The following is a 20,149-nucleotide window of genomic DNA, read 5'->3' as shown; positions in this document are numbered from 1 at the left end:
ACCGGCTCAGCATAGCGGAAGAGAAGAGAGGAGGGGAGAAAAAGACAGGAGAGCAGAAGCTCTCCTGATCGGTCTGAATTACTGTGTGGTGCCGTCGGTTTTGGTATTAACGTCACCGCCACCTTCTTTAGTCTGAACTTTCTTATTAATGTTCGGACATTTGCCATCTTTACACTGGCTATTCTGGTCCATTTCATCCGCAGACATATTGCCGCTGCTGGTGCTGCTGCCAGAGGTCGCCGGGTTAGTATTGGTGCCGGTATTATTAATATTGCTGTTATCAACATTATTCGGTGGCAGATTTTCTTTCGCACCGCCCGCCGCTGCGCCTGCATCGGCAGCCTGGTTAGCCGTACCGTTGTTGTTACTCGCCGCCATTGCTGCGCCGCTGCTCAGAGTCATCGCTGCTGTCAAAAAGAGTAAGGCAAACTTTTTCATCATTATGCTCCCGTTAATTAATGAAGTTGCTGCTTCAAGCCCAGAGGTGCAATTTGGATAAAAAGGGCCCGTACGAAATAAAATTCGCCGGTTGGCTTAAACAGGGTGATTTAATCGGGTAAGCAGTCCGTTTATCAGTGCTTACCATTAAAAAGTCTAGACGCTAACCCGATTAATGCAAATATCACCCGAACATTTAACCTGTAGCGGGAATTTACACCCCTGACGCTTCGGGCTACATTGGTCGGGTTGTGCCCGGCGCGCGCTGGGCCTGAAATAATATGGAATCAGTATGAATTACCAGAACGATGATTTACGCATCAAAGAGATTAAAGAGCTGCTGCCGCCGGTTGCGCTGCTTGAAAAATTCCCGGCCACCGATCGGGCTGCAGAAACGGTTTCACAGGCGCGTCGGGCTATCCATCAGATCCTGCAGGGTCAGGATGATCGTCTGCTGGTGGTGATCGGGCCGTGCTCGATTCACGACACCGAAGCCGCGAAAGAGTACGCCGCCCGTCTGCTGACGCTGCGCGACGAACTGAAAGGCGAGCTGGAAGTGGTCATGCGGGTCTATTTTGAAAAGCCGCGCACCACGGTGGGCTGGAAAGGACTGATCAATGACCCATACATGGATGGCAGCTACCAGCTGAACGACGGGCTGCGTCTGGCGCGTAAACTGCTGCTGGAGATTAACGACAGCGGTTTACCTGCGGCGGGCGAGTTCCTTGATATGATCACCCCGCAGTATGTGGCCGATCTGATGAGCTGGGGGGCAATTGGCGCCCGTACCACCGAATCACAGGTACATCGTGAACTGGCGTCGGGCCTCTCCTGTCCGGTAGGTTTTAAAAACGGTACCGACGGCACCATCAAAGTGGCCATCGACGCGATTAATGCTGCCGGTTCACCGCACTGTTTCCTGTCGGTCACCAAATATGGTCACTCGGCGATTGTCGAAACCAGTGGTAACGCGGATTGCCACATCATTCTGCGCGGCGGCAAAGAGCCAAACTACAGCGCGCAGCATGTCAGCGAGGTCAAAGCTGGTCTGGCGAAAGCGGGCCTGCCGCAGCAGGTGATGATCGACTTCAGTCACGCTAACAGCAGCAAGCAGTTCCAGCGGCAGATGGTCGTGGCAGATGATGTCTCACAGCAGCTGATTAACGGTGAGCAGGCGATTGTCGGTGTGATGATTGAGAGCCATCTGGTGGAAGGCAACCAGAGCCTGGAGAGCGGCGAGCCGCTGGTCTACGGCAAAAGCGTCACTGACGCCTGCATCGGCTGGGATGACACCGATAAGGTGCTACGCCAGTTAGCAGCAGCGGTAAAACAGCGCCGCGGCTGAAGGCAGTGGCATAAAAAAAGGCCAGACTTGCGTCTGGCCTTTTTGCATTTCAGCGAGACATTACTTCGCTTTACCCTGATTCGCAACGGCTGCGGCTTTCGCTGCAATCTCGTCCTGGTCGCCCAGGTAGTAGCGTTTCAGCGGTTTGAAGTTTTCATCGAACTCATACACCAGCGGTACGCCGGTAGGGATGTTCAGTTCGAGGATTTCATCTTCGCTCAGGTTATCCAGATACTTCACCAGCGCACGCAATGAGTTGCCGTGTGCGGCGATAATCACTTTCTCACCGCTTTTGATGCGCGGCAGAATGGTGTCGTTCCAGTAAGGGATCACGCGATCGATGGTCAGCGCCAGGCTCTCAGTGGTCGGCAGCTGCTCAGGGGTCAGTGACGCATAACGTGGATCGTGACCAGGGAAACGCTCATCAGAGCGATCCAGTTCTGGTGGGGTAACGGCAAAGCCGCGACGCCATTGCTTAACCTGCTCATCACCATATTTCGCGGCGGTTTCTGCTTTATCCAGACCCTGCAGCGCACCGTAGTGACGCTCGTTCAGACGCCAGGTTTTTTCAACCGGCAGCCAGGCTTGATCCAGCTCATCCAGCACGTTCCACAGGGTGTGAATGGCGCGTTTCAGTACTGAGGTGTAAGCAAAATCAAACACAAAGCCTTCTTTCTTCAGCAGTTGACCCGCTGATTTGGCTTCGCCACGACCTTTTTCAGAAAGGTCAACATCATACCAACCGGTAAAGCGGTTTTCGTTGTTCCACTGGCTTTCGCCGTGACGCACCAGAACCAGCTTAGTTACAGCCATAGCTTAACTCCTTAATACTGTGATGTTTCTGTGAGAATGGAAACCTGCTGCTGCCAGCCCGTTCAACGAGCCAATTGCGCCATACCATAACGGAAAAGCGGGCAGCACGTAAGCCTGTCGGCAACGCACTGCGCGTTTTTCAGCCGGTGACTCAGCGCGGCGTGAAGCGATAACGCGTCACCGATTCCCAGCGATCTCCCGGCTGCAGCCAGCAATCAGGCTGCGGCCATTCCGCATGATTAGGCGAGTCCGGTAAAAATTCACTCTCCAGCGCAATGCCCTGGAAAGCAGTATAGCTCTCCTGCTCACGGGCACGGGTGCCGGCCAGATAGTTGGCTGAGTAAAACTGCAATGCCGGCGCGGAAGTGGTGACGCTAAGCTGCAGTTTGCCATCTTCCGACCAGAGTTCAGCCGCGGGCTGAGTGGCGTCGCCGGCGCTGTTAAGCAGGAAGGCGTGGTCGTAGCCCTTCACTGCACGCTGATCGTCGTCGGCGAGGAAATCCTGCGCCACCGGTTTGGCCTGACGGAAATCGAAACTGGTGCCCGCCACCGCTTTCAGTGGCGCATTCGGAATACCGTCGCTGTCGACAGGCAGGTAACTGTCGGCGTGCAGTTGTAAGCGATGCTGACGTGCGTCGCCATGATGCGCATCAAGGTTAAAGTAAGCATGGTTGGTCAGATTGACCGGGCAGGCCTGATCGCAGCGTGCTTCATACTGAATGCTCAGGCAGTTATCGTCATCCAGCTGATAGCGTAAATCCGCAATCAGATTCCCCGGATAACCCTGATCGCCATCCGGCGAATCCAGCTGATAGTGCACCTCGGTTTCCGACTGGCTGACAATCTGCCAGCGGCGCTTATCAAACCCTTCCGGGCCGCCGTGCAGCTGATGCGGACCCTGATTGGCCACCAGCTGCCGGTTCAGTTTATTCAGCGTCGCCCCGGCGATGCGGTTGGCGTAGCGTCCGACCGTGGCGCCCAGATAGGCATCCTGATGCAGATAATCGGAGGGTGTGGCGCAGCCGAGCAGCGCCTCACGGACCGTGCCATCCTGCATCGGCACCCGGGCCGACAGCCAGGTTGCGCCCCAGTCCATAAAGGTCACCAGCATGCCGTTAGCATTGCGCAGCACGGTGATGCGCCACGGCTGTCCATCCGGCGCGTGAGAATTAACGTCTTTTAGCATGGGCCAGCTCCCGCTGAGGCTTTACAAACGTAGAAGGTCTCTTTAATGCCGGTCTGCGCTTCATATTGCTCCGCCACTGCGGCTTTCACCTGATCAACCAGATCGAGCGGCATCAGTGCCACGATACAGCCGCCAAAGCCGCCGCCGGTCATACGTACACCGCCACGCTCGCCAATCTGCGCTTTAACAATCTCCACCAGCGTATCGATCGGCGGCACGGTGATCTCAAAATCATCGCGCATTGAGGCGTGAGATTCCGCCATCAGCTGGCCCATGCGTGTCAGGTCACCACGGGTCAGCGCATCGGCAGCTTCCAGGGTACGGGCATTTTCCGTCAGCACGTGACGCACGCGCTTCGCGACCTGCGGATCGAGCTGCGACTGTGCGGCTTCAAATTCAGCCAGTTCAACATCACGCAGCGCCGGTTTATTAAAGAAGCGTGCACCGGTTTCACACTGCTGGCGACGGGTGTTGTACTCGCTACCCACCAGCGTACGGCGGAAGTTCGAGTTGATGATCACTACCGCGATATCTTCCGGCATGGAGACCGGGCGGGTACCCAGCGTGCGGCAATCGAGCAGCATGGCGTGATCTTTCTGACCCAGCGCCGAGATTAGCTGGTCCATGATGCCGCAGTTACAGCCGACGAACTGGTTTTCCGCTTCCTGACCGTTGACCGCAATCGCCGCGCCGTCCAGCGGCAGATTGTAGAGTTGCTGCACCACGGTGCCGACCGCCACTTCCAGCGACGCAGAGGAACTCAGGCCCGCGCCCTGCGGCACGTTGCCGCTGATTACCATGTCGATGCCGCCGAAATCGGCGTGGCGCTGCTGCAGGTGTTTCACCACGCCGCGCACATAGTTGGCCCACATCGGCTGCTCAAGGCTGCGGATCTCTTCATCCAGCGAGAAGCTGTCTTCAGCGTTGTCGTAATCGACCGCCACTACCCGGATCTGACGATCGTCACGGCGCGCGCAGGCGATCACCGTCTGATAGTCGATGGCGCATGGCAGCACAAAGCCGTCGTTATAATCGGTATGTTCGCCAATCAGGTTAACGCGGCCCGGTGCCTGAATGGTGTGGGTCGGCGCGTAGCCAAAGGTGTCAGAGAAGACCTGCTGCGTGATGGTTTTTAAGCTCATTATTGTGCCTCACGGAAGTGAACATCGCTGACAGAACGCAGACGTTCCGCCGCCTGTTCCGCCGTTAAATCGCGTTGGGTTTCGGCCAGCATTTCATAGCCAACCATAAATTTACGTACCGTTGCTGAACGCAGCAGCGGCGGATAGAAGTGAGCATGCAACTGCCAGTGATCGTTGGCTTCACCGTTGAACGGCGCGCCGTGCCAGCCCATCGAGTAGGGGAAGGAGCACTGGAACAGGTTATCGTAGCGGCTGGTCAGTAACTTGATCGCTTTGGCCAGATCGCTGCGTTGCGCCTCGTTGAGATCGGTCAGGCGCTGAATGTGTGCTTTCGGCAACAGCAGGGTTTCGAACGGCCACGCCGCCCACCAGGGCACCACCGCCAGCCAGTGATCGGTCTCGACCACGGTGCGGCTACCATCCTGCTGTTCACGGGCGAGATAATCGACCAGCATCGGTGAACCATGCTTCGCAAAATAAGCGCGCTGATGATCGTCTTCGCGCTGCGCTTCATTCGGCAGGAAGCTGTTGGCCCAAATCTGGCCGTGCGGATGAGGATTGGAGCAGCCCATCGCCGCGCCTTTGTTTTCGAACACCTGTACCCACGGATAGTGCTGACCGAGATCGGCGGTCTGTTCCTGCCAGGTGCGTACCACTTCTTCCAGCGCGCTTAATGACATCTCCGGCAGGGTTTTGCTGTGATCCGGCGAAAAGCAGATCACCCGGCTGGTGCCGCGTGCGCTTTCACAGCGCATCAGCAGATCGTCGCTCTCTGGCGCGTCCGGCGTGTCGGTCATCAGCGCGGCAAAGTCATTGGTAAAGACATAAGTGCCGGTATAATCAGGGTTTTTGTCACCGGTGATGCGGGTATTGCCAGCACACAGGAAACAATCGGGATCGTGCGCCGGTAAAGTATTGACCGCCGGGGTTTCCTGCGCGCCTTGCCACGGACGTTTAGCCCGATGAGGTGAAACGAGAATCCATTGATCAATCAGTGGATTGTAACGGCGATGCGGGTGATCGACCGGGTTAAATTTTTCCATGTTGAATCCTGGTAAGCGTCAAAAGCCAAAGAGGCATCGGTAAAAAGTAGCACATCAGCGCGCCCGAAAGCGTGATCAAGTCTGGATAAATGGTATCGTTTACACAAGCTGAATATTCTCATTTCGTGGCATTGTGATGAAATATCAGGCGGGAAAGCGCGGGTGAAGTGGTAGCGGTTACATGTGATGGCGAAGCAGACGCCGTCTGACCGGCGTCTGGCCGATTTACTTCAGCTGTTGCTGCGGGTAGTGATAGCCGCCGTCACCGGCAACAAAACTCAGACGGTGCGTGATGCACTGTGGCGCATCTTCAGCATGATGAGAGACAAACAGCAGCTGCGTGCGACCTTCGCCAATCAGCACATCGATAAAGCGCCGTACCAGCTGACGGTTGATCGGATCGAGTCCCTGCAGCGGCTCATCCAGAATGAGCAGCGTCGGATGCTTCACCAGCGCGCGGGCAATCAATACCAGCCGCTGCTGTCCCCACGACAAGCTGTGAAAGGGCGCATCCGCCAGCCCATTGTCCATACCCAGCAGTGCCAGCCATTGCCGGGCCAGCGCCTTCTGACGGTCTGACGCGGCCTGATAAAGTCCAATCGAGTCGAAAAAGCCTGACAGGAGCACCGTCAGTACGTTGACGCTGACGCGATAATCGAGATGCAGGCTGCTGCTGACATAGCCAATATGCTGCTTGATCTCCCAGATGGTTTCACCACTGCCGCGCCGGCGCCCAAACAGAGTCAGATCATTGCTATAGCCTTGTGGATGATCGCCGGTCACCAGGCTGAGCAGGGTCGATTTACCGGCGCCGTTGGGGCCAGTAATCTGCCAGTGCTCACCGGCATTGACCTGCCAGTTCAGCCCGTCGATGACCGGCCGATCGTGATAAGAGACCACCCCGTTGCGCAGAATCACGCGCGGCGCATCATCCGCCAGCGATGGCAGCTGATCCGGTGCGTCCGCTTCCGGCAGCGCCATCCCCAGCAGCTGTTCACTGTGCGCCAGCTGTGCAACCAGCGCTTCGGCTAAAATGGTCTGGCGCGGACCGAGATGGGTGAGGGTACACTCCGCCAGAACCCCGATCTGCTGAACGTAGTCAGGAATATCATCAAAGCGGTTGAGCACCAGCACCAGGGTAAAGTCGGGTTGCTGCAGGCTGCGTAAGGTGTCGGTCAGGCTGGCGCGTGACGCCACATCCAGCCCGTCAAATGGCTCATCCAGAATTAACAGATCCGGCTGCTGCATCAGCGCCTGGCAGAGCAGCGTCTTGCGGGTTTCGCCGGTGGAGAGATATTTGAAGCGGCGCGACAGTAACTGATCGATGCCAAACTGGCGGGCCAGCTGTGTACAGCGTTCCGGCTGCTGCATTTCCGCCTGGATCACCTCTGCCACGGTCAGGCCAGTATCTTCTTCACCTTCGCTGAGCAGGTCAGTGTTATTGCGCTGCCACTCATCGGCGACCAGTTTTTGCAACTGCTCCAGCGACAGACGCGTCGGACGCTGAAAATCACTGCTGACCGAACCCGCCAGCGATGACAGCTCGCCAGAGAGCACGCGCGCCAGTGATGACTTGCCGCTGCCGTTGGCGCCAACAAAGGCCCAGCTCTCGCCACGCTGAAGCTGAACCTCATTCAGGGTTAAAATCCGGGTATCGCTAAGACGAAACGTGCCTTGCGAAATCTGCAATGAAGCCATGATCTGTTCCATATTTTGCATCGTGTTACTGTGTTGTAACCACTGGACGCGATGAAGTCAAATCAGCCGGGGAAAATCATATCAGGGTCGCAACGATAGCGTGTTCCGCGTCAAAACGGGCGATGACCGGGTCGCCAGGCTGCAGTTTCTGCTGCTGCAACGCGACATTGCTCAGCGTCGCGCACAGGGTTTCTCCGCTGGCAAGCTGCATCAGCAGCTCACTGAACTGTTCGCCGGGCTCTATGGCGCTGACAGTCGCCGCCAGCTGGTTGTCGCCGTCGGCGGCCTGGCGGCTGACCCGAATCCACGGCGCTTTAATCAACAGCAACACCTCTTTGCCGGCAGTCAGCTGCAGACGATCGGCACTGCGCTGGGTCAGCGCCACCCGGAGTTCGGTGACACCGTCAGTCAGCAAGATCCGAAGATGCTGTACCACGGACTGCGCGTCGTTGCTGATCACTGTGCCAAATAGCTGATTCCGGGCGCTGGTCTGCAGAGAGAAGCGGGCGATAGCGGCCAGCAGGCTGTCGAGCGGCAGCGCATCCTGTTGCAGGGCATCAAACGCTTTTTGCTGGATCTGCTCCATCAGCTGAAACAGCTGAATCAGCCGTTCACCGTAGCGCGTCAGGGTGGCACCGCCCCCGCCTTTGCCGCCGGTGGCGCGTGCCACCAGCGTCTCATCCGCCAGCTGGTTCATCTCATTGATCGCATCCCAGGCACTTTTGTAACTGATGCCCGCCAGCTTTGCGCCCTGACTGATTGAACCGGTTTGCTGCACGCGTTTCAGCAGTTCGATGCGGCGCGGATCGGCAAACAGTTTTTGCTGTAAACGAATATGAAGGGAAAGTTCGGCTTGCATAGCGACTCCGGCAAAGGGTTAAGGCGTATCTGCGCGATGATAGCGGCGTTTCGTGAGCAAAGTAAAAGCACGAAAAGGGCTGCGCAAAATTTTGCTGACCCGTTACAATCACTTTTTTGTTCGCAGAGTGAGACGCTCCATGCTGGAATTACTTAAAAGCCTCGCCATAGCTGTGATTATGGTCCCTATCGTCATGGCGCTGATGTTAGGCATGATCTATGGCCTGGGTGAAGTGTTTAACGTCATCTCAAAATTTGGTCATCGCGAAAAATCTTCAGCCCGTTCGCAACATTAATTCTCTGCCACGCCCGCCTTTGCGCGGGCGTGCTGCTTTCTGCCACTGCCACTCCTCTTCTGCTCATCCTTCTGCTAAAACTGCCGATAAATTAATAACACTGCCGGAACTGGCGTTGTATTATCCGTTACACAACGAATAACCGGAGAAGATAATGTCTTTACTACAGTACCGCTGGGGAATCGCCGTACTGGTGACCCTTTCACTGAACGGCCAGGCGCTGGCGGCGGAAAAAGTCACCGTCTTTGCTGCTGCCTCGCTAACCAACGCTCTGCAGGATATCGCCCGTGACTATCAGCAGGAGACCGGCGTCCCGGTGGTCTCATCGTTTGCCTCTTCCTCAACGCTGGCGCGGCAGATAGAGCAGGGCGCGCCGGCCGACCTGTTTATCTCTGCCGATCAGCAGTGGATGGATGATGCCGTGGCGAAAAATAGCGTTAATACCGCCAGCCGTTACACTCTGCTGGGCAACGATCTGGTGCTGGTCGCGCCGCGCGGCGCGGCGGCGAAGAAGGTTGAGCTGAATCAGCAGACCGACTGGAAAACGCTGCTGCACGGCGAACGTCTGGCGGTGGGCGATCCCGATCATGTTCCTGCCGGCCTTTACGCCAAAGAGGCGCTACAGAAACTCGGTGCCTGGCAAACGGTTGAACCCGTGCTGGCACCGGCAAATAATGTGCGGGCGGCGCTGGCGCTGGTTGAGCGCAACGAGACACCTTATGGCATTGTGTACGGTTCCGATGCGGTCGCCAGTGATCGGGTGCAGGTGGTGGGACGATTCCCGGCCTCCAGTCACAAACCGGTGGAATATCCGATGGCGATCGTTAAAGATCGCGACAACGCGGCTGTTAACGCTTTTTATCACTACCTGAAAGGACCGCAAGCGGCGGTCGTGTTTAAACATTACGGATTCACACCGACGAAATGATACTCAGCGATCCCGAATGGCAGGCGGTAGTGCTCAGCCTGAAAGTCTCTGGCATTGCCGTGCTGGGCAGCCTGCCGTTCGGCATCCTGATGGCGTGGATTCTGGTGCGTTGCCGCTTCCCCGGTAAAGCGCTGCTCGACAGCCTGATTCATCTGCCGCTGGTGCTGCCGCCGGTCGTGGTCGGCTATCTGTTGCTGATCGGCCTGGGGCGACGCGGCATCATCGGTGAAAAACTCTACGACTGGTTCGGCTTCAGTTTTGCTTTTAGCTGGCGAGGTGCAGCGCTGGCGTCAGCGGTGATTGCATTTCCACTGATGGTACGCGCCATTCGCCTGGCGCTGGAGGCGGTTGATATCCGTCTGGAGCAGGCCGCCCGCACGTTGGGTGCCGGACGCTGGCGGGTATTCTTCACTATCACGCTACCGCTGACCCTGCCGGGCGTCATCGTCGGCACGGTGCTGGCCTTCGCCCGCTCGCTGGGAGAGTTCGGGGCCACCATTACCTTTGTCTCCAATATTCCCGGCGAGACGCGCACCATTCCGCTGGCGATGTACAGCCTGATTGAAACGCCTGGCGCAGAAGGCGCCGCCGCGCGGCTGTGTGTGATTGCCATTGTGCTGGCGCTGGCGTCGTTACTGGCGTCAGAATGGCTGGCGCGACTGGGCCGTAAGCGGATGGGGAGCTGATGCTGTCACTGAATTTTATCCAGCAGCAGGGCGATCATCGGCTGACCATCGACCTGCACATCCCTGCTAAGGGCATCACTGCCATTTTCGGCGTGTCGGGTGCCGGTAAAACCTCGTTAATTAACGCCATCAGCGGGCTGACGCAGCCACAGCATGGCCGGATACAGTTGCGCGATCGGGTGCTGTTTGATGCCGAACAGCAGATTTCGCTGCCGCCGGAAAAGCGCCGGATTGGCTATGTGTTTCAGGATGCGCGGCTGTTTCCGCACTATCGGGTGCGCGGCAATCTGCAATATGGCATGGCCCCGGCGATGAAAGCGCAGTTTGACACGCTGGTCTCCCTGCTGGGTCTGGCGCCATTGCTATCGCGCTTTCCGCTGTCGCTGTCGGGCGGTGAAAAGCAGCGGGTGGCGATTGGCCGGGCGTTACTGACCGCGCCAGATATGCTGCTGCTGGATGAGCCGCTGGCGTCGCTGGATTTGCCGCGTAAACGCGAGCTGATGCCTTATCTGCAAAAACTGGCGAAGCAGGTGGATATCCCGATGCTCTACGTTTCGCACAGCCTGGAAGAGATCCTGCATCTGGCGGATAACGTGCTGGTGCTGGATAACGGTAACGTGAAAGCGTTTGGTCCGCTGGAGCGAGTCTGGAGCAGTAGCGCGATGCGGCCGTGGCTGCCGGTCAGCGAGCTGAGCAGCGTGTTGCGGGTACAGGTCCTGGAGCAGCATCCTGACTATCCGATGACCGCCCTGTCGCTGGGTGATCAGCATATCTGGGTCAGCCGGGTCAATCAGCCGCTGAAAACGCCACTGCGGATTCGTATCGCGTCGGCCGATGTCTCACTGGCGCTGCAGCCGCCACACAACAGCTCCATCCGCAATATCCTGCCGGCGCAGGTGGTGGAGCTGGTGGAGGTAGGCGATCAGGTGGAGGTGAAGCTGCGCATCGGCATCAGTGAACTCTGGGCGCGCATTACACCGTGGGCGCGGGATGAGCTGGGCATTCGGCCAGATCAGTGGCTCTATGCCCAGATAAAAAGCGTTTCGGTGACGCCCTGATTACAACACGTATTGATAAATGGTCTCGGCGATACCGGTTTCGAGGTTAGTGCCGATCACTTTTTTTGCCCGCGCTTTGATCGCTTCATCAGCATTGCCCATCACCACGCCCAGACCGGCGGTTTCCAGCATACTGAGATCGTTATAGTTATCACCGAACGCGATCACATCGGACATGCTCAGCCCCAGCGATTCCACCCACTGTGCCAGTCGCTTGCCTTTGCTGTTGCCGCCTTTGGCGATATCGACCTGATCGTGCCACGACCATTCGCAGGCCAGACCCAGTTCTGCCTCGACTTTGCTGGCAAACTGCTGCAGCTCGGGAATGTTGGGATGCGATAGGGCAAATTTCCAGATTGAATCCGCATCACGCGCGGCCTGCGCCAGGTCGGGCACCTGCCGGAACACCGGGCGCTGGTGCGGCGGCAGCGATTCAGCCCAGTTGAGTGTGCGGGTAACGTGACCGGTCGGCGTCTGATAGAGCATCGCATCATCGACATACAGCAGGCCGTGAATCCGCTGCTGATCCAGCATCTCAATCACCTGCAGCGCCAGCTGGGTGTCGAGCGGATCGGCGGCCAGCACCTTTTTCGCCTGATAGTCATACAGATAGGTGCCGTTACAGCAGATGGCTGGCGTATCGAGTTCCAGCGCCTGATAAAAAGGGTGAATGGCGCAGTGGTGGCGTCCGGTCACGATAGCGACGTGAATGCCCGCCTCGCGCGCTTTTTTCAGCGCCTCGACAGACTGCGGCAGAATGGTTTTGGCGGGTGTTAACAGCGTGCCATCGAGGTCGAGGGCAATTACACGGTAGCTCATTAATCCTTCCGTTCGGGTAGCGTAGCGAAGCCCCAAGTCTACACCTGACCGCGGTCGCGAGACAAAAAACCGGGCACAAATGATTCCAGCATGGCTAAAACGCGCTACAGTGACTCACAGATCATCATCAGGCAGCCAAAAAGGAGAATGCATGAAACAAGTTGTCTACACCGCCAGTCCCGAGAGCCAGCAGATCCACGTCTGGCAGATGAATGAAGAGGGTGCGCTGACGCTGCTTCAGGTGACCGATGTCGCTGGCCAGGTTCAGCCCATGGTGGTGAGTCCGAACCGCGAATTTCTCTATGTCGGCGTGCGCCCCAATTTTCGCGTGCTGGCGTTCCGCATCGCCGCTGATGGCACCCTGACGGAAGCCGGACAGGCGCCGCTGCCAGGCAGCCCGACCCATATCTCTACCGATCGCAACGGTAAGTTCCTGTTCTGCGGCTCCTATAATGACGCCTGCGTCAGCGTCAGCCCGATTGGCGAGGATGGCGTGCCACAGGCACCGCTGCAGGTGATTCACGGACTGGAAGGGTGCCACTCGGCCAATATCGACCTGGCTAACCAGACACTCTACGTACCGGCGCTGAAACAGGATCGCATCTGCCTGTTTGCGCTGGGTGACGACGGCCAGCTGACGCCACGCCCACAGGCGCAGGTCACCACCGTCGACGGTGCCGGTCCGCGCCACATGCAGTTCCATCCCAACGGACACTACGCTTATTGTGTCAATGAACTCGACAGCACGGTCGACGTCTGGGCGTTAGATAATGAGGATGGCGAAGTCGAGAGCGTGCAGACGCTGGATATGATGCCGGCTGATTTCAGCGGGACCCGCTGGGCCGCAGATATTCATCTGACGCCGGATGGCCGTTTCCTCTACGCCTGTGACCGCACCAGCAGCACGCTGGCGGTGTTCAGCGTCAGTGAAGATGGCGGACAGCTGACGCTGCAAGGTTTCCAGCCAACTGAAACCCAGCCGCGCGGCTTTAATATCGATCACAGCGGACAGTATCTGGTGGCGGCGGGGCAGAAGTCCCATCACATTGAGGTCTATCGCATCACTGAACCACAGGGGCTGTTACAGCCGCTGGGACGTTATGCGGTCGGACAGGGTCCGATGTGGGTCGTGGTACATCAGTTGCAGGCGTAACGCTGCAATTTAACGCCTCTCCCGGACGGGAGAGGCGTAGCGGAATTACTGGTAGTTCACGGTCAGTGACGCGCTTGCCAGCGCGTGAAAATGGACATTAAAGCCGACCATGGCACCACTGGCACCCTCATCCACCTCAATCTTTTCCACATCCAGCGCATGTACCGTGAAAATGTAGCGATGGGTTTCGCCCTGCGGCGGCGCCGCACCGCCGTAACCGGCCTGACCAAAATCTGTCCGGGTCTGGATCGCCCCTGACGGCAGTCCGGCCTGGCCTGAGCCCGCGCCCTGCGGCAGAGAAGTGGTGGTAGCCGGAATGTTCGCCACCAGCCAGTGCCACCAGCCGGAGCCGGTTGGCGCGTCGGGATCGTAGCAGGTCACCACAAAACTTTTGGTACCTTCCGGGGCTGCTTCCCAGGCCAGATGGGGAGAGATGTTCTCGCCCTGATAGCCCATGCCATTGAAAACGTGCTTCTCAGGCATTTTATCGCCGTCGTTAAAGTCCTGACTATAAACGCGCATTTCCTCTCCTCACGTGTCGATCATTAGCCTGACATCATAACCAAACGCGCAGTCAGTTCCAGCGCTTCGCCCGCTTCAGTCGGCAAAATGTGAAGAATGCTCAAGCGCTGCGCCAATCGCCTGCACCAGTTTGCTCAACGCCTGCGGCGTGATGATATAGGGCGGCATCAGGTAGATCAGCCGGCCAAACGGCCGGATCCAGACCCCTTGCTCAACAAAGAACTGCTGCAGCGCCGCCATATTCACGGCACGGTGAGTCTCGACCACGCCAATTGCGCCCAGCACCCGCACATCCGCCACCTGCGGCGCACTGCGCAACGGCAGCAGCTCTGCCCGAAGCTGACGTTCGATAGCGGCAACCTGACGCTGCCACTCGCCTTCGGCCAGCAGAGTCAGGCTTTCAACCGCTACCGCGCAGGCCAGCGGATTGCCCATAAAAGTCGGACCATGCATAAAACAGCCGGCCGCACTGCGGCTGATGGTATCAGCCACCTCACGGGTAGTCAGGGTCGCCGCCAGGGTCATCATGCCGCCGGTCAGCGCTTTGCCGACGCACAGAATATCGGGCGTGATGTCAGCATGTTCACAGGCAAACAGTCTGCCGGTGCGGCCAAAGCCGGTAGCAATCTCATCGGCAATCAGCAGCAGACCGTAGCGATCGCACGCTTCACGAACCTGCTGTAAATAGCGAGGATGGTAGAAGCGCATCCCGCCAGCGCCCTGCACGATCGGTTCCAGAATCACCGCCGCCAGCTGCTGCTGATGCTGTTCTATCAGCCGGGCAAAAACATCAAAATCCTGGCTCTGCCATTCATCATCAAAGCCGCAGGCCGGTGCTTCAGCAAAGTGATGTTCAGGCAGATAGCCGCGCCACAGGCTGTGCATCGAATTCTCCGGATCGCACACCGACATCGCCGCAAAGGTATCACCGTGATAGCCGCGTTTCAGCGTCAGGAACTGCTGCCGGGTTTCACCGCGTCCCAGCCAGTATTGCAGCGCCATTTTCATCGATACTTCCACCGCTACCGAGCCGGAATCGGCGAGAAAAACGCACTCCAGCGCCGCGGGCGTCATCGTCACCAGCTGACGGCAGAGCGCCACGGCGGCCGGATGGGTAATACCGCCAAACATCACGTGTGACATCTGCGCCATCTGCTGGGTCAGCGCCCGGTTCAGTCGCGGATGGTTGTAGCCGTGGATCGCCGCCCACCACGAGGACATGCCATCGACCAGCTCACGGCCATCGGCCAGTTGCAGCTGGAAACCGTGCGCGGCAACCACCGGGTAACAGGGCAGGGGGTCCTGCATTGAGGTGTAGGGGTGCCAGATGTGCTGGCGATCAAAGCGGGCGTCTTCAGGCGTGAACATAGGCGTCGTAAACCGGAGTTGTAAACCAAAATAAAAAAATATAGTTTACAAGTATAACCACGTTAATCGTCGGGATGACACCCTTTTTTGGAGCACGTAATGGCACAACGCTGGACAGTTGCACAGGCCCAGGCCCTGTTTGATCAACCTTTTCTTGAACTGATGTTTGAAGCGCAGCGGGTGCACCGTCAGCACTTCGATCCGCGCCAGGTGCAGGTCAGCACCCTGTTGTCGATCAAAACCGGAGCCTGCCCGGAAGACTGTAAATATTGCCCGCAGAGCGCGCGCTACAAGACCGGCCTGGAGTCGGAACGCCTGATGGAAGTGGAGGAAGTATTGACCTCAGCACGACAGGCCAAAGCCGCCGGTTCAACCCGTTTCTGCATGGGCGCCGCCTGGAAAAACCCGCACGAGCGCGATATGCCTTACCTGGAAAAAATGGTGGAAGGCGTGAAGGCGATGGGAATGGAAACCTGTATGACGCTGGGTACGCTCAGCGATCAGCAGGCGCAGCGGCTGGCGGGCGCCGGCCTGGATTTTTATAACCACAACCTCGATACCTCGCCGGAATTTTACGGCAGCATCATCACTACCCGCAGCTATCAGGAACGGCTGGATACGCTGGGCAAAGTGCGTGACGCCGGGATCAAAGTCTGCTCAGGCGGCATCGTCGGGCTGGGAGAAACGGTCAACGATCGCGCCGGGCTGCTGGTGCAGTTAGCCAACCTGCCGACCCCGCCGGAAAGCGTGCCGATCAATATGCTGGTGAAGGTCAGGGGAACGCCGCTGGCCGACAACGATGATGTTGAGCCGTTTGATTTTATCCGCACCATCGCAGTGGCGCGCATCATGATGCCAACCTCGCACGTCCGGCTGTCGGCGGGCCGTGAGCAGATGAGTGAGCAGACCCAGGCGATGTGCTTTATGGCCGGAGCAAACTCGATTTTCTACGGCTGTAAACTGCTGACCACACCGAACCCGGAAGAGGATAAAGATCGGATACTGTTCCGCAAACTGGGGCTGAACCCGGAGCATACCCAGATCCAGCACGGCGATCAGCAGCAGGAGCAGCAACTCAGCGAGCAGCTATTCCATGCCGACACTGAACAGTTCTATAACGCGGCACTGTAATGAGCTGGCAGCAACGACTGGCGCAGGCGCTGGATCGGCGACGCGCCGCAGATGGCTGGCGGCAACGCCCGGTGATCGATCACCAGACCACCCGCACGCTGCACAGCGGAGGACGGCTCTATCGCCATTTTTCCAGCAACGATTATCTCGGTTTAACCCAGCATCCGGCGCTGATTGCCGGCTGGCAGCGCGGCGCAGAACAGGCGGGAGCCGGTGCCGGTGCGTCAGGCCACGTCACCGGCTATCACCGGCAACATGCGGCGCTGGAAGCACAGCTGGCTGACTGGCTCGGCTATGACCGCGCGCTGCTGTTTATCTCCGGCTTTGCGGCGAATCAGGCGGTGATCCATCTGCTGGGGGAGGAAAACGATCGCATCCTGGCCGACAAGCTCACTCACGCTTCGCTGCTGGATGCCGCCAGCCACAGCCCGGCGCAGCTGCGCCGTTTTACGCACAATAGCCCGGCGAGTCTGGCGGCACGGCTGGCCTCGCCCTGCAGCGGTGAGACGCTGGTGGTGACCGAAGGGATTTTCAGCATGGATGGCGACAGTGCGCCGCTGGCGGCGATAGCGGCACAGACACGGGACGCGCAGGGCTGGCTGCTGGTGGACGATGCGCACGGGATTGGCGTGACAGGCGAGCAGGGGCGCGGCAGCTGCTGGCAGCAGGGAATAAAACCCGAGCTGCTGGTGGTCACCTTCGGTAAAGCCTTTGGCGTCAGCGGGGCGGCACTGCTGTGCGATGCACAAACCGCCGACTATTTTGTGCAGTTCAGCCGCCATCTGATCTATTCGACCGCCATGCCCGCCGCCCAGGCGGCGGCGTTGCAGGCGTCACTCGGTCAGGTTCAACAGGGCGATGCGCTGCGTCAGCGGTTGCAGGAAAATATCCAGCGCTTCCGGCGTGGTGCAGCCTCGCTGCCGTGGCAGCTGATGGATTCCGTCAGTGCGATTCAGCCGTTAATCGTCGGCGACAACGCGGAAGCGATGGCACTCTCCGCTCGTCTGGCGGAAGCGGGCTGCTGGGTCAGCCCTATCCGGCCGCCCACCGTGCCGCCAGGCACTGCCCGGCTGCGTATTACCCTGACGGCGGCGCATCAGCCGGACGACATCGATATTCTGCTGGAGGCGCTGCATGACGCTGCAGGTTGATAAGCGCGCGGTGGCGCGCGCCTTTGGCCGGGCGGCCGAACACTACGATGCCCATGCCGCGCTGCAACGGCTGAGCGGCGATGCGCTGCTGGCACGGGCACCAGCGCACAGCGGACCGCAGCTACTGGATGCCGGCTGCGGTACCGGCTGGTACAGCAAGCGATGGCATGAGTATGGCAAGCAGGTCACCGCGCTGGATCTTTCGCCGCAGATGCTGCAACAGGCGCGCGCCAATGACGCCGCGCAGCACTATCTGGCCGGGGATATCGATGCCTTACCGCTGGCGGAGGCCAGTTTTGACCTGGTGTGGAGTAATCTGGCGGTGCAGTGGAGCGACGATCTGTCGCAGGCGCTGGGCCAGTTCAGGCGGGTGCTGCGTCCCGACGGCACGCTACTCTTTTCAACCCTGAGCGCCGGATCGTTGCAGGAAGTCCATTACGCCTGGTCGCATCTTGATCACCATCCGCACGCCAACCGCTTTCTCACTGAGCAACAGATCGCGGCAGCCTGCGCTGCCCACCGGCTGAACTGCGAGTCGGCGGTGATGACTCTGCATTTCCCGGATGCGCTCAGCGCCATGCGCTCGCTGAAAGGGATTGGAGCGACCCATCTGCATCAGGGGCGTGACGGCCCGCTGTTAACCCGACAGCGGCTGGCACAGTTAGAGGCGCACTGGCCGCGCGATCGGCACGGTTTCCGTCTCAGTTATCATTTAATTTATGGAGTAAGTTCATCATGAAGCGCTGGTTTATCACCGGCACCGACACCGAAGTCGGTAAAACGGTCGCCAGCGGCGCCCTGTTACAGGCCGCTCGCGCGGCAGGTTATCGCTGCGCGGGTTACAAGCCGGTCGCCTCGGGCTGCGAAATGACGCCTGAGGGGCTGCGTAACAGTGATGCGCTGGCGTTGCAGCGTTACAGCAGCGTGCCGTTAGACTATCAGCAGGTTAATCCGCTGGCGTTCTATGAACCGACATCGCCGCACATCGTCAGTGCCGAAGAGGGCAGGCCGATCACCCATCTGGCGCTGTCGGCAGGCCTGGCGGCGCTGGAACCGCTGGCAGACTGGGTTCTGGTCGAAGGGGCGGGCGGCTGGTACACCCCGTTATCCGCAACGCACACCTATGCTGACTGGGTCAGCAGCGAGCAGTTGCCGGTGATTTTAGTGGTCGGTGTCAAACTGGGCTGCATCAATCACGCTATGCTGACCGCGGAGGCGGTGCGCGCACGCGGACTGCGACTGGCGGGCTGGATTGCCAACACCGTGGTTCCGCCCGGTCGACGTTATCAGGAGTATCTCACCAGCCTGACGCAACGCCTGCCTGCACCCTGTCTCGGCACCCTTCCCTGGCTGACCGATGCGGCGCAACAGGACAACTGCGGTCACTATCTGACGCTGCCAGAGTAAATCAGGCCACCGTCAGCCATTTGTTGACGGTGTGGTCATCCAGCTGCGCCATTTTGCCCTGCGCCACATTACGCCCGCGATGCAACAGCAGAAAATAGTCTGCCACGCGACGGATCAACGACAGCCGCTGCTCCAGCAGCAGAATCGTCAGGCCATAGTCGAGGTTCAGTCGGCGAATCAGGTTACCCATCTCCTCTTCCAGCCAGGGTGACATGCCGTCGGTGGGCTCATCAAGAATCAGCAGTTTTGGCTGCAGCACCAGCGCACGCGCCAGGGCCAGCTGCTGCTGCTGATCGATCGGCAGATCGCCGCTGCGCTGCTGGCGTAATGAATAGAGCGCCGGAAACAGGTCAAACACCATTTCGGGAATAGCACGATGGCGGTCGGCCTGACTCGCACCGGCCAGCAGGGCGATCAGCAAATTATCTTCCACGCTCATCTGGGTAAAGATATGACGTCCCTGTGGCACATAGCCAATCCCCATCTGCGCCCGCTGTTCAGCCGGCTGCAGCAGCAGGTCGGCAGGCGGTGAGCCATCTTCTTTCCACGAGATCGATCCGCTGTTGATCGGCAACCGCCCCATAATGCAGTTGACCAGGGTGGTTTTCCCCATGCCTGGCCGGCCGAGAACGCCGGTGCAGGTGCCAGGCGACAGATCGAGATCCACATCCCACAGGATATGATTTTGACCGTAAAATTGATTTACCGAACGTAAACTCAGCATCTGACACTCTCCTTTCCGATCATTAGCCTGAATGCTTCCGCTCTGTGTCGTCTGGCAAACAAGTTATCAGCAATGGTCATCTCACCACTGCAGCACAGTGCGCGCGGTGCGCGTTGACGCGATTGAAACTTGCAATTACCAGGCCAGATTCGACAGCGGGGGGTTTTTCAGCCGCCAGCGCGGTTGAGCATCCGATATAGATGAGAAACGCTTATCAATTTCTGCAAGTGATAACCGGGCTGCACTTTCACAGTGCCAGCAGGCGGCATTTCTGGTGCAGCCGTGCAAAGATGAGGCAACGATTCTGATTAAGAATGGCGGGCTGAAGGAGTAAATTAGCAGCAGATTGTCTGAGTCAGTTAAAAAAAGCAGAACAATTTGTC

At 58.5% G+C, this 20,149-nt stretch carries 21 protein-coding genes; 10 read left to right on the top strand and 11 right to left on the bottom strand.

Features of this window, described 5'->3' with window-relative positions:
• Window positions 1–78 precede the first annotated feature (78 nt).
• Complete coding sequence (locus HA41_RS02485; protein WP_167373370.1) at window positions 79–441, bottom strand: YbgS-like family protein; 363 nt, start codon at window positions 439–441, stop codon at window positions 79–81.
• Between the two features lie 289 nt (window positions 442–730).
• Between HA41_RS02485 and aroG the strand changes: the two genes are divergently transcribed.
• Window positions 731–1,783 (top strand): 3-deoxy-7-phosphoheptulonate synthase AroG, encoded by a 1,053-nt coding sequence (gene aroG / locus HA41_RS02480; protein ID WP_094119439.1) that lies wholly within the window; start codon window positions 731–733, stop codon window positions 1,781–1,783.
• 60 nt (window positions 1,784–1,843) lie between these two features.
• On the opposite strand, the gene gpmA is transcribed toward aroG, so the two are convergent.
• From gpmA to modE, 6 genes are all read right to left on the bottom strand, one after another.
• Entirely contained in the window at window positions 1,844–2,596 is a 753-nt protein-coding gene (gene gpmA, locus HA41_RS02475; RefSeq protein ID WP_094119438.1) for a 2,3-diphosphoglycerate-dependent phosphoglycerate mutase, read from the bottom strand.
• Window positions 2,597–2,747: 151 nt separating this feature from the next.
• Window positions 2,748–3,782 carry a galactose-1-epimerase gene (gene galM, locus HA41_RS02470; RefSeq protein ID WP_094119437.1) on the bottom strand — a complete coding sequence of 345 codons (1,035 nt, stop codon included), beginning with the start codon at window positions 3,780–3,782 and terminating at the stop codon, window positions 2,748–2,750.
• Window positions 3,776–4,924: a galactokinase gene (gene galK / locus HA41_RS02465; RefSeq protein WP_094119436.1), complete on the bottom strand. Its 1,149-nt coding sequence runs from the start codon at window positions 4,922–4,924 to the stop codon at window positions 3,776–3,778. The genes galM and galK overlap by 7 nt, the downstream gene beginning before the upstream one ends.
• Window positions 4,924–5,967: a galactose-1-phosphate uridylyltransferase gene (galT, locus tag HA41_RS02460; RefSeq protein WP_094119435.1), complete on the bottom strand. Its 1,044-nt coding sequence runs from the start codon at window positions 5,965–5,967 to the stop codon at window positions 4,924–4,926. The genes galK and galT overlap by 1 nt, the downstream gene beginning before the upstream one ends.
• Window positions 5,968–6,192: 225 nt before the next feature.
• Window positions 6,193–7,665 (bottom strand): molybdate ABC transporter ATP-binding protein ModF, encoded by a 1,473-nt coding sequence (gene modF, locus HA41_RS02455; RefSeq protein ID WP_094119434.1) that lies wholly within the window; start codon window positions 7,663–7,665, stop codon window positions 6,193–6,195.
• Window positions 7,666–7,741: 76 nt separating this feature from the next.
• Complete coding sequence (gene modE / locus HA41_RS02450; protein WP_094119433.1) at window positions 7,742–8,524, bottom strand: molybdenum-dependent transcriptional regulator; 783 nt, start codon at window positions 8,522–8,524, stop codon at window positions 7,742–7,744.
• Window positions 8,525–8,663: 139 nt separating this feature from the next.
• Between modE and HA41_RS02445 the strand changes: the two genes are divergently transcribed.
• The 4 genes from HA41_RS02445 to modC all read left to right on the top strand — a co-directional run bounded on the left by HA41_RS02445 (window position 8,664) and on the right by modC (window position 11,491).
• A complete protein-coding gene (locus HA41_RS02445) occupies window positions 8,664–8,819 on the top strand; it encodes an AcrZ family multidrug efflux pump-associated protein (protein ID WP_094119453.1) in 156 nt (51 codons plus the stop codon).
• A gap of 154 nt (window positions 8,820–8,973) precedes the next feature.
• Window positions 8,974–9,747: a molybdate ABC transporter substrate-binding protein gene (gene modA / locus HA41_RS02440; protein ID WP_094119432.1), complete on the top strand. Its 774-nt coding sequence runs from the start codon at window positions 8,974–8,976 to the stop codon at window positions 9,745–9,747.
• Window positions 9,744–10,433: a molybdate ABC transporter permease subunit gene (modB, locus tag HA41_RS02435; protein ID WP_094119431.1), complete on the top strand. Its 690-nt coding sequence runs from the start codon at window positions 9,744–9,746 to the stop codon at window positions 10,431–10,433. Before modA ends, modB begins: the two co-directional genes overlap by 4 nt.
• Window positions 10,433–11,491 carry a molybdenum ABC transporter ATP-binding protein ModC gene (modC, locus tag HA41_RS02430; RefSeq protein WP_094119430.1) on the top strand — a complete coding sequence of 353 codons (1,059 nt, stop codon included), beginning with the start codon at window positions 10,433–10,435 and terminating at the stop codon, window positions 11,489–11,491. Before modB ends, modC begins: the two co-directional genes overlap by 1 nt.
• Here modC and HA41_RS02425 read toward each other — a convergent pair whose 3' ends face one another.
• Window positions 11,492–12,310 carry a pyridoxal phosphatase gene (locus HA41_RS02425; RefSeq protein ID WP_094119429.1) on the bottom strand — a complete coding sequence of 273 codons (819 nt, stop codon included), beginning with the start codon at window positions 12,308–12,310 and terminating at the stop codon, window positions 11,492–11,494.
• A 151-nt stretch (window positions 12,311–12,461) separates the two neighbouring features.
• Between HA41_RS02425 and pgl the strand changes: the two genes are divergently transcribed.
• A complete protein-coding gene (gene pgl, locus HA41_RS02420; protein WP_094119428.1) occupies window positions 12,462–13,463 on the top strand; it encodes a 6-phosphogluconolactonase in 1,002 nt (333 codons plus the stop codon).
• 45 nt (window positions 13,464–13,508) lie between these two features.
• Here pgl and HA41_RS02415 read toward each other — a convergent pair whose 3' ends face one another.
• Both HA41_RS02415 and bioA read right to left on the bottom strand, forming a co-directional pair.
• The gene (locus tag HA41_RS02415; protein ID WP_094119427.1) at window positions 13,509–13,985 is read right to left on the bottom strand and encodes a kinase inhibitor; all 477 of its coding nucleotides are present in this window, start codon (window positions 13,983–13,985) and stop codon (window positions 13,509–13,511) included.
• A 75-nt stretch (window positions 13,986–14,060) separates the two neighbouring features.
• Window positions 14,061–15,353 carry an adenosylmethionine--8-amino-7-oxononanoate transaminase gene (gene bioA / locus HA41_RS02410; RefSeq protein ID WP_094119426.1) on the bottom strand — a complete coding sequence of 431 codons (1,293 nt, stop codon included), beginning with the start codon at window positions 15,351–15,353 and terminating at the stop codon, window positions 14,061–14,063.
• Between the two features lie 99 nt (window positions 15,354–15,452).
• On the opposite strand from bioA, the gene bioB reads away from it, so the two are divergent.
• The 4 genes from bioB to bioD are packed head-to-tail and all read left to right on the top strand — an operon-like array spanning window position 15,453 to window position 19,042.
• Window positions 15,453–16,484 (top strand): biotin synthase BioB, encoded by a 1,032-nt coding sequence (gene bioB / locus HA41_RS02405; protein ID WP_094119425.1) that lies wholly within the window; start codon window positions 15,453–15,455, stop codon window positions 16,482–16,484.
• Window positions 16,484–17,635: an 8-amino-7-oxononanoate synthase gene (bioF, locus tag HA41_RS02400; RefSeq protein ID WP_094119424.1), complete on the top strand. Its 1,152-nt coding sequence runs from the start codon at window positions 16,484–16,486 to the stop codon at window positions 17,633–17,635. Before bioB ends, bioF begins: the two co-directional genes overlap by 1 nt.
• On the top strand, window positions 17,619–18,374 hold the full coding sequence (bioC, locus tag HA41_RS02395; protein ID WP_094119423.1) for a malonyl-ACP O-methyltransferase BioC: 756 nt from the start codon (window positions 17,619–17,621) through the stop codon (window positions 18,372–18,374). Before bioF ends, bioC begins: the two co-directional genes overlap by 17 nt.
• Window positions 18,371–19,042 carry a dethiobiotin synthase gene (gene bioD, locus HA41_RS02390; protein WP_094119422.1) on the top strand — a complete coding sequence of 224 codons (672 nt, stop codon included), beginning with the start codon at window positions 18,371–18,373 and terminating at the stop codon, window positions 19,040–19,042. Before bioC ends, bioD begins: the two co-directional genes overlap by 4 nt.
• 1 nt (window position 19,043) lies before the next feature.
• Here bioD and HA41_RS02385 read toward each other — a convergent pair whose 3' ends face one another.
• Window positions 19,044–19,766, bottom strand: a complete 723-nt coding sequence (locus tag HA41_RS02385) for an ABC transporter ATP-binding protein (protein WP_094119421.1) — start codon at window positions 19,764–19,766, stop codon at window positions 19,044–19,046.
• Window positions 19,767–20,149 lie beyond the last annotated feature (383 nt).

The sequence above is a fragment of the Pantoea conspicua genome, assembly GCF_002095315.1.
GTDB classification, from domain to species: Bacteria; Pseudomonadota; Gammaproteobacteria; order Enterobacterales; family Enterobacteriaceae; genus Pantoea; species Pantoea conspicua.
This window is presented reverse-complemented; position numbering and strand designations above follow the sequence as displayed.

Bases quoted from the DNA above. Each gene is read 5' to 3' on its own strand.
- bioB (WP_094119425.1), top strand. From the start codon at position 15,453: ATGGCACAACGCTGGACAGTTGCACAGGCCCAGGCCCTGTTTGATCAA.
- bioD (WP_094119422.1), top strand. From the start codon at position 18,371: ATGAAGCGCTGGTTTATCACCGGCACCGACACCGAAGTCGGTAAAACG.
- modB (WP_094119431.1), top strand. From the start codon at position 9,744: ATGATACTCAGCGATCCCGAATGGCAGGCGGTAGTGCTCAGCCTGAAA.
- HA41_RS02415 (WP_094119427.1), bottom strand. From the start codon at position 13,985: ATGCGCGTTTATAGTCAGGACTTTAACGACGGCGATAAAATGCCTGAG.
- galT (WP_094119435.1), bottom strand. From the start codon at position 5,967: ATGGAAAAATTTAACCCGGTCGATCACCCGCATCGCCGTTACAATCCA.
- HA41_RS02445 (WP_094119453.1), top strand. From the start codon at position 8,664: ATGCTGGAATTACTTAAAAGCCTCGCCATAGCTGTGATTATGGTCCCT.
- bioC (WP_094119423.1), top strand. From the start codon at position 17,619: ATGACGCTGCAGGTTGATAAGCGCGCGGTGGCGCGCGCCTTTGGCCGG.
- HA41_RS02385 (WP_094119421.1), bottom strand. From the start codon at position 19,766: ATGCTGAGTTTACGTTCGGTAAATCAATTTTACGGTCAAAATCATATC.
- modF (WP_094119434.1), bottom strand. From the start codon at position 7,665: ATGGCTTCATTGCAGATTTCGCAAGGCACGTTTCGTCTTAGCGATACC.
- HA41_RS02485 (WP_167373370.1), bottom strand. From the start codon at position 441: ATGATGAAAAAGTTTGCCTTACTCTTTTTGACAGCAGCGATGACTCTG.
- HA41_RS02425 (WP_094119429.1), bottom strand. From the start codon at position 12,310: ATGAGCTACCGTGTAATTGCCCTCGACCTCGATGGCACGCTGTTAACA.
- galK (WP_094119436.1), bottom strand. From the start codon at position 4,924: ATGAGCTTAAAAACCATCACGCAGCAGGTCTTCTCTGACACCTTTGGC.
- modE (WP_094119433.1), bottom strand. From the start codon at position 8,524: ATGCAAGCCGAACTTTCCCTTCATATTCGTTTACAGCAAAAACTGTTT.
- gpmA (WP_094119438.1), bottom strand. From the start codon at position 2,596: ATGGCTGTAACTAAGCTGGTTCTGGTGCGTCACGGCGAAAGCCAGTGG.
- pgl (WP_094119428.1), top strand. From the start codon at position 12,462: ATGAAACAAGTTGTCTACACCGCCAGTCCCGAGAGCCAGCAGATCCAC.
- aroG (WP_094119439.1), top strand. From the start codon at position 731: ATGAATTACCAGAACGATGATTTACGCATCAAAGAGATTAAAGAGCTG.
- bioA (WP_094119426.1), bottom strand. From the start codon at position 15,353: ATGTTCACGCCTGAAGACGCCCGCTTTGATCGCCAGCACATCTGGCAC.
- modA (WP_094119432.1), top strand. From the start codon at position 8,974: ATGTCTTTACTACAGTACCGCTGGGGAATCGCCGTACTGGTGACCCTT.
- galM (WP_094119437.1), bottom strand. From the start codon at position 3,782: ATGCTAAAAGACGTTAATTCTCACGCGCCGGATGGACAGCCGTGGCGC.
- bioF (WP_094119424.1), top strand. From the start codon at position 16,484: ATGAGCTGGCAGCAACGACTGGCGCAGGCGCTGGATCGGCGACGCGCC.
- modC (WP_094119430.1), top strand. From the start codon at position 10,433: ATGCTGTCACTGAATTTTATCCAGCAGCAGGGCGATCATCGGCTGACC.